The sequence below is a fragment of the Kribbella sp. genome (assembly GCF_035655035.1).
Lineage (GTDB): Bacteria > Actinomycetota > Actinomycetes > Propionibacteriales > Kribbellaceae > Kribbella.
The window spans coordinates 1-7,491 of the sequence record NZ_DASRVN010000061.1; the positions used below are offsets into that span (position 1 = coordinate 1).

General features: G+C 69.6%; 7 protein-coding genes. 5 read left to right on the plus strand and 2 right to left on the minus strand.

All coding sequences use genetic code 11. The features are described 5' to 3' along the window. Nucleotides 1–2,025 (plus strand): excinuclease ABC subunit UvrB (uvrB, locus tag VFF46_RS03850; RefSeq protein ID WP_325035606.1); only part of this gene is annotated, 2,025 nt, incomplete at its 5' end. Nucleotides 2,026–2,032: 7 nt separating this feature from the next. Here the strand turns inward: uvrB and VFF46_RS03855 are convergent. Both VFF46_RS03855 and VFF46_RS03860 read right to left on the minus strand, forming a co-directional pair. Continuing rightward, entirely contained in the window at nt 2,033–2,635 is a 603-nt protein-coding gene (locus tag VFF46_RS03855; protein WP_325035608.1) for a PadR family transcriptional regulator, read from the minus strand. 26 nt (nt 2,636–2,661) lie between these two features. Continuing rightward, nucleotides 2,662–4,194 carry an FAD-dependent monooxygenase gene (locus VFF46_RS03860; protein ID WP_325035609.1) on the minus strand — a complete coding sequence of 511 codons (1,533 nt, stop codon included), beginning with the start codon at nt 4,192–4,194 and terminating at the stop codon, nt 2,662–2,664. Between the two features lie 37 nt (nt 4,195–4,231). Between VFF46_RS03860 and VFF46_RS03865 the strand changes: the two genes are divergently transcribed. The 4 genes from VFF46_RS03865 to VFF46_RS03880 all read left to right on the plus strand — a co-directional run. Then, entirely contained in the window at nt 4,232–4,600 is a 369-nt protein-coding gene (locus VFF46_RS03865) for a VOC family protein (protein WP_325035610.1), read from the plus strand. A 183-nt stretch (nt 4,601–4,783) separates the two neighbouring features. Beyond that, nucleotides 4,784–5,758 carry an Lrp/AsnC family transcriptional regulator gene (locus VFF46_RS03870; RefSeq protein ID WP_325035611.1) on the plus strand — a complete coding sequence of 325 codons (975 nt, stop codon included), beginning with the start codon at nt 4,784–4,786 and terminating at the stop codon, nt 5,756–5,758. 89 nt (nt 5,759–5,847) lie between these two features. Further along, on the plus strand, nt 5,848–6,684 hold the full coding sequence (locus tag VFF46_RS03875) for an SDR family oxidoreductase (RefSeq protein ID WP_325035612.1): 837 nt from the start codon (nt 5,848–5,850) through the stop codon (nt 6,682–6,684). A gap of 265 nt (nt 6,685–6,949) precedes the next feature. Next, nucleotides 6,950–7,491: TerC family protein (locus VFF46_RS03880; protein WP_414673031.1), on the plus strand; the 542-nt coding region annotated here is incomplete at its 3' end.

The following is a 7,491-nucleotide window of genomic DNA, read 5'->3' on the forward strand; positions in this document are numbered from 1 at the left end:
GCCGCGATCGCGGACCTCGAGCGGCGGATCAACGCCGGCGAGCAGGACGTCGTGCTGCTGGGCGCGACCGGTACGGGCAAGACCGCGACGATCGCCTGGCTGGCCGAGCGGATCCAGCGCCCGATGCTGATCCTGCAGCCGAACAAGACCCTCGCCGCTCAGTTCGCGAACGAGTTGCGCCAGTTCTTCCCGGACAACGCCGTCGAGTACTTCGTGTCGTACTACGACTACTACCAGCCCGAGGCGTATGTCCCGCAGACGGACACCTACATCGAGAAGGACTCCTCGATCAACGAGGAGGTGGAGCGGCTCCGGCACTCCGCCACCTGGTCGCTGCTCACCCGCCGCGACGTGGTCGTGGTCGCCACCGTCTCCTGCATCTACGGCCTGGGCTCCGCCGACGAGTACCTGAACCGGATGATCCACGTGAAGGTGGGCACCGAGATGGACCGCGACGGCCTGCTCCGCCAGCTGGTCGGCGTGCAGTACGCGCGCAACGACCTGGCCGGCACCCGCGGCACGTTCCGGGTCCGCGGCGACACGCTCGAGGTCTTCCCGGTCTACCAGGAGCTCGCCGTCCGGGTGGAGTTCTTCGGCGACGAGATCGAGCGGGTGATGACACTGCACCCGCTCACCGGCGAGGTGCTGTCCGAGGAGGACGAGGTCTACATCGGCGCCGCCACGCACTACGTGACCGCGCCGGAGCGGATGGAGCGGGCGATCACCTCGATCGAGGCCGAGCTGGAGGAGCGGCTCGCGGAGCTCGAGCGCAACGGGCAGCTGCTGGAGGCGCAGCGGCTGCGGATGCGTACGACGTACGACATCGAGATGATGCGCCAGATCGGCACCTGTTCCGGGATCGAGAACTACTCGCGGCACACCGACGGCCGCGAGCCGGGCACCGCGCCGCACTGCCTGCTGGACTACTTTCCCGAGGACTTCGTGCTGGTCATCGACGAGTCGCACGTGACGGTCCCGCAGATCGGCGGGATGTACGAGGGCGACATGTCCCGGAAGCGGACGCTGGTCGAGCACGGGTTCCGGCTGCCGTCGGCGATGGACAACCGGCCGCTGCGCTGGGAGGAGTTCCTGGAGCGCATCGGCCAGACCGTCTACCTGTCCGCGACCCCGGGGCAGTACGAGCAGGACAAGTCCGACGGGTATGTCGAGCAGCTCATCCGGCCGACCGGCCTGGTCGACCCCGAGGTGATCGTGAAGCCGACCAAGGGGCAGATCGACGACCTGATCCACGAGATCCGGCTCCGGGTCGAGCGCGACGAGCGGGTGCTGGTCACCACGCTGACCAAGAAGATGTCCGAGGACCTGACCGACTACCTGCTGGAGATGGGCATCCGGACCAGGTACCTGCACAGCGAGGTGGACACGCTGCGCCGCGTCGAGCTGCTCCGCGAGCTGCGGATGGGCGAGTACGACGTACTCGTCGGCATCAACCTGCTCCGGGAGGGCCTGGACCTTCCGGAGGTGTCGCTGGTCGCGATCCTGGACGCCGACAAGGAAGGCTTCCTGCGGTCCGGCCGGTCGCTGATCCAGACCATCGGCCGCGCGGCGCGAAACGTGTCGGGTCAGGTGTTCATGTACGCCGACAAGATCACGCCGTCGATGGAGCAGGCGATCGACGAGACGAACCGGCGGCGCGCGAAACAGATCGCGTACAACGAGGAGCACGGGGTCGACCCGCAGCCGCTGCGGAAGAAGATCGCGGACATCACCGACATGCTGGCCCGCGAGGACGCCGACACCGCCGAGCTGCTCGGCTCCGGCCGCACCCAGTCCCGCGGCAAGGCACCGGTGCCGGGTGGCGGCAAGCAGAAGGCGGGGGAGAAGGCCAAGGAACTGGCCGGCGGCCTGCCGTCGTCCGACCTCGCCGACCTGATCCAGCAGCTCACCGACCAGATGCACAACGCGGCCGCCGAGCTCCAGTTCGAGGTCGCCGCCCGCTACCGCGACGAGATCTCCGAGCTCAAGAAGGAGCTCCGCCAGATGACCAACGCCGGCGCGAAGTAGGCGGTCGCTAGGTAACTCGGTCCAGGAATCCGCGCAGCCAGGTGAGTTCGGCCTCGGCCATTGCCCGCCGGTACTCGTGATCGGCCAGATCCAGGAGTGCCGGCGGCTGCTCGGCAGCGGCGATTCCGGCGCTGGTGGTGGCGTCGAAGGCGGCCAGGTTGCGCTCAGCGGTCGCCAAGCGGTCGCTCAGCGCGGCGACCAGCTCGTCGTGCGGTAGCGCCGAGGCGAAGGACAGCGCGGCCGGGAAGCTCGGGTACTCGTCGACCGGCGTACTGAGCAGGTCCCGGATCCACCGTTGGGAGAGCCGCCGCCCACGATCAGTGGTCAGGTAGAGGGTCCGTTCCGGACGGCGTTCTTCCCGGGTGGTCTCGACCGCCTGGATCAGGCCGTGGCGCTCGAGGCGGCTCATCGTCTGGTAGATCGCGTTCGGCTGGGTCACGTTGACGACCTGGTCCTTCTGCCACTCCCGGATCCGTTGCCGCAGCCCGTACGGATGCTGCGGGTGTCCGGTGAGCAGTACCAGCACGGCCATCGCGAGCGGAGACCGCCGTACGGCGGAGTCCTGCTCGCCGTCCGCCGCGTGCCGGTCGTCGCTCGCTGCTCGTGCCATGGCGTCATCCTGCCATCGGGTCCGCTCTACTCGTCGAGCGCCAGCAACGACGGCACGGCGTCGGCGAGGTTGTCCGGATCGGTTCCCGTCCAGGCGACATAGCCGTCGGGCCTGATCAAACTCACCCGCGGCGCCGGGCCGTAGCTGCTCCACGCGGGCTCAGCGCCGATCCGGTACGCCTCCACCGGCAGCTTCGGCTGCACCCAGTGGATGGCGTCCAGCCAGGGCTGCGGGTCCGTCGGAGCGAGGAGGACGTAGCCACGACCGAAGAGATCGTGGGTCGAGATCCGGTCGTCGATCCAGACGTGCGGCGCGCGGCAACCGGCGCGGACGCTCCGTTCGAGGGTGTTGCCGAAAACCGTGGTGTGGTCGGCGCTCGCGACGGCGTCGGACCGGTAGCGCTGGCCGAGCGTCCAGAGCTGGTCGTCGGTGGTGTCGTCCTCGATCGTCGCTCCGACGCGCTTCAGCTGGCGGTTCACGATCAGGTCCGACAACTCGGCGGCGACGGTACGGCGCTCCACCTCGTAGCTGTCGAGGAGCCCGGTGCCGGCCCAGCCGCGGAGGACACCGGCCAGCTTCCAGGCGAGGTTGTGCCCGTCCTGGACGCCGGTGTTCGCGCCCATCGCGCCGGCCGGCGGCCAGGTGTGCGCCGCGTCGCCGGCGAGGAAGACGCGGCCGTCGCGGTACCGGTCCGCCAGGCCGATCGTCTGCTGCCAGCCGGCCACGTCCTCGATTTCCACGGTCAGGTCCGGTACGCCGACCGCCGAGCGGACTGCGGCGATCGCCCGTTGGGTCGTGAAGTCCTCGAGCGACTGACCGGCCGCCGGGTCGTAGGCGACGTTGAGACTCCACCGGTCGGGCTCGGCGGTGGTCACCAGTCCGGCGCCTACCGCGTCGTTCGCGATGATCCAGAACAACGCCCGGCGCGGGACGTACGCCGCGAGGTCCGCCCGGAACACGATGCTCGCGCAGTGCTGGACGACGCCGGGCCCGATCCGCTGGATGCCGAGCCGCTCGCGGATCGGGCTGCGTTGCCCGTCGGCCGCCACCACGTACCGCGCTTCGACCGTGGACGTCGTACCGGTCGCGAGATCGCGCAGTACGGCTGTTGCCCGCTCGTCGTCCTGGGTCAGGGACACCAGCTCCGTGCCGAAGCGGTACGTCGTACCCCGGGCGCGGCCGGCGGCGATCAGGATCGGCTCGATCGCACTCTGGTCGGCCTGGCAGAACTCCGACGGGCTCAGCTCCGGCCACGCCTTCGGGGCGTCGTCGGCGAACAGCCAGTGCCACTCACCGGCGAGTGTCTCGCAGCGCGCCACGCCCCAGTCGTCCGCGAACGGCCGGCCCGCCGCACGGATGTCGTCCTCGAGCCCGACAGCCCGGTAGAGCTCCATCGTCCGCTGGTTGATGCCCCGGGCCCGGCCCTGGATCGAGGCACCGGCGTGCCGGTCGACCAGGAGGGAGCGGACTCCGAGCTCGCCGAGGAAGACCGCGGTCGCCAGGCCGGTCAGCCCGCCGCCGACGATCAGGACTTCGGTGGTCTCTTTAGCATTAATCATAAAATGATTATAACCGATGCGGACTAGTGTGCGTACCGTGTTCGATCACCTGTCATTGCAGTGCGACGACCTCGCGGCGAGCCGGCGGTTCTACGAGCTGGTGCTCGGGCCGCTCGGGGTCGGTGTGGCGATGGACTTCGGGGACGTGCTCGGCTGGGCCGGCGCGGACGGCGTACCGAAGTTCTGGCTCGGGGCGCAGACGACCGGCGGGACGCAGCGGGAGATCCACCTCGCGTTCGGGGCGCCGGACCGGGCGACGGTGGACGCCGTGCACCACGCGGCGCAGGAGCAGGGGATCGAGGTGTTGCATGCGCCTCGGGAGTGGCCCGAGTACCACCCGGGCTACTACGCGGTGTTCCTGCGCGACCCGGACTCCAACAACGTCGAGGTCGTCACACATGCCTGACCGGCTGACCGGGGACGCCGTGCGCAAGTACTGCCTGGCGAAGGCCGGCCTCCATCGGCCGCGCCGGGTGGAACACCGTGCGCCTTGGCGGTGCGGTCCCGGACGACGAGATCCTGGAGCTGGTCGACACGTCGTACGAGACGATCGTCGCCAAGCTCCCGCGCCGCCTGCGTCCCGCGTGACGTGACCACCGGCCCGTACGACGACCTCGACCGGGGACTGCTGCACGCGCTGCACCTCGACGCGCGGGCTCCGTTCCGCCGGCTGGGGGAGGTGCTCGGCGTGTCCGACCAGACGGTCGCGCGCCGGTACGCGCGACTCCGCGCGAGCGGCGCGTTGCGGGTCACGGCGTTGATGCATCCCGGCCGGACCCGGGAGGTGCAGTGGCTGCTCCGGGTACGCGCCGTGCCGAGCGCCGCCAGTGAGGTCGCCCATGCACTCGCCCGGCGGTCCGACACCAGCTGGGTGAACCTCTGCGCGGGCGGCACCGAGATTGAGTCCACGGTGTACGGCGACGACGTCGGGCCGCTGCTCCTCGAGGTGCTGCCGCGGACCCGGCAGGTGCTCGACGTGGAGGCGGCCGAGGTGCTGCAAGTCTTCTACGGCGGCGCGGGATCGCCGTACGCCAAGGCCGGACCGTTGCGCCCGGAGCAGGTCGCCGCACTCGAGCAGCACCTGCCGCAGGCGCCGGCGGACACCGTCGTACTCGATGAGCTTGATCGGCGGCTCTACGAGGAGTTGCGGAGCGACGGCCGGGCCTCGATCGAGCAGCTGGCGAAGGCGTGCGGCGTGTCCGGGCCCACCGTTCGCCGCCGGCTGCATGCGCTGGTCGCGGGCGGTGTCGTCAGCTTCGACGTCGACGCGGACACGTTGCTGCTGGGCCTGCCCGCGAGCGCGATCCTCCGGCTGGCCGTCACACCGGATCGCCTCGACGCGACCGGCCGCGCCCTCGCTGGGCACAAGGAGGTCGCGTTCGTGGCGGCGACCACGGGGTCGACCTCGCTGTACGCCGCGATCGGCAGCCATTCGCCGGACGGCCTCTACCGCTACCTGACGACGGAGATCGCCGGGCAGTCGGGCGTCTCGCAGGTCAACCTGACGCCGGTCCTGCGCACGGTGAAGGCAGCGGCGACGCACCACCGGCGCCCTGTCGGATAACAACGGCCCAGCGGCACCGGTTGTCGAGATCAGAACACTTTGGGGCGATCTTGCGTAGCTGCTGGCGGCATTCGAGCAGGCTGATCGGCATGACCACTCTTGTCATCGGTGCTCGTGGAGCCGTCGGTCGCCACGTCGTCGACGGGCTGCTCGCCGCCGGTACGCCGGTCCGCGCCTCGGTTCGCGACCTGGCAAAGGCCGACTTCGCCCCGGGTGTCGACGTCGTACAGGCCGACCTGACGCAGCCGGACACCCTGCCTGCTGCCCTCGACGGCGTCGACCAGGTCTTCCTGTACGCCGAACCCAGCGGCGCGGCCGACTTCGGCAAGGCCGCGTCGGCCGCCGGCGTAGAGCGGGTCGTGCTGCTGTCCTCGGGCAGCGTTCTGGTGCCCTGGGCAACGTCGAACCCGATCACCGTCGAGCACCGGACGACCGAGGAACTGTTGGCCGGCAGCGGCCCGGAGCTCGTCGCGGTCCGGCCGCTCGTACTGGCGAACAACGCCCGCAACTGGGCCTGGTCGATCAGGTCCGAACGGGTTGTCCGGCTCGTCTATCCCGGGTCGGTCTCGGCGCCGATCCACGAGCGCGACATCGCGGAGGTCGCGCTCGCGGCGCTGTCCGGGACCGATCCCCGCGAGGTTTCCGCGCTGCTGACGGGCTCGGAGCCGCTGACGCTGCGCGACCAGGTGGGGCTGATCGGCGCGGCGATCGGGGCGTCGGTGACCGTCGAGGAGATCGACGAGGCGCGGGCCAGGGAGATGTTCGGCGTGGGGGAGCCGGAGACCGTCGAGGCGATCCTGCACTTCGTCCGCCGGGGGACGGAGGAGAGTGGCTGGTTCCGGACCGACGTCGCCGAGCGGGTGCTCGGGCGTCCGCCGCTGCGGTTCGCGGTCTGGGCGCGGGAACACGCCGCTGAGTTCCGCTGAGCAGAATTGATCGGGGGTGAATAGATCACGCGCTGCAACTATTCCCTGATCTGGTTGTGACGAACGGCTCCGGGTGTGGATTTGGAATCTGGGCCGCCGGACCGTCAGAATGGTTCCTGAGAAGGGGAGTATTCCTCACGCGGCGGCATCGTCATCACGGCCGGGGTTCGTCCCACGGCCCGGTGCCCCCGGTCTCACCGGTTACCCACGGTGAGGCGGAAGAGACCTTCGGAGTCGATGTTTCGTCTGACCTCCGGAGGACTCTGTGCACGTTGCTGACTATGTCTGGTACATCACCGTCGGCCTGCTGCTTGCGCTGCTGGCCTTCGACGTCTTCATCATCGGCCGCCGGCCGCACGAGCCGACCACCCGCGAGTCGGCCACCGCGATCGCGTTCTACATCGGGCTGGCGGCGGTCTTCGGGCTCGGCGTGTGGTGGTTCTCCGGCGGGCAGTACGCCGGGGAGTTCTTCGCCGGCTGGCTGACCGAGTACAGCCTGAGCGTCGACAACCTGTTCATCTTCCTGATCATCATGGCCAGGTTCCAGGTGCCACGGCAGTACCAGCAGACCGCGCTGCTGATCGGGATCATCCTGGCGCTGGTGTTCCGCGGCGTGTTCATCGCGGTCGGGGCGGCCGCGATCAACCAGTTCTCCTGGGTCTTCTACATCTTCGGCGCGTTCCTGGTCTACACGGCGATCCACCTCGCGAAGCAGGGTGAGAACGACGACGACGACTTCAAGGAGAACGCGGTCATCCGGTTCGCGAAGAAGCGGCTGAACGCGACCGACGAGTACAACGGCGTCAA

Coding starts and splice junctions, on each gene's coding strand:
- VFF46_RS03855 (WP_325035608.1), bottom strand. CDS start 2,635: ATGGCACGAGCAGCGAGCGACGACCGGCACGCGGCGGACGGCGAGCAG.
- VFF46_RS03860 (WP_325035609.1), bottom strand. CDS start 4,194: ATGATTAATGCTAAAGAGACCACCGAAGTCCTGATCGTCGGCGGCGGG.
- VFF46_RS03875 (WP_325035612.1), top strand. CDS start 5,848: ATGACCACTCTTGTCATCGGTGCTCGTGGAGCCGTCGGTCGCCACGTC.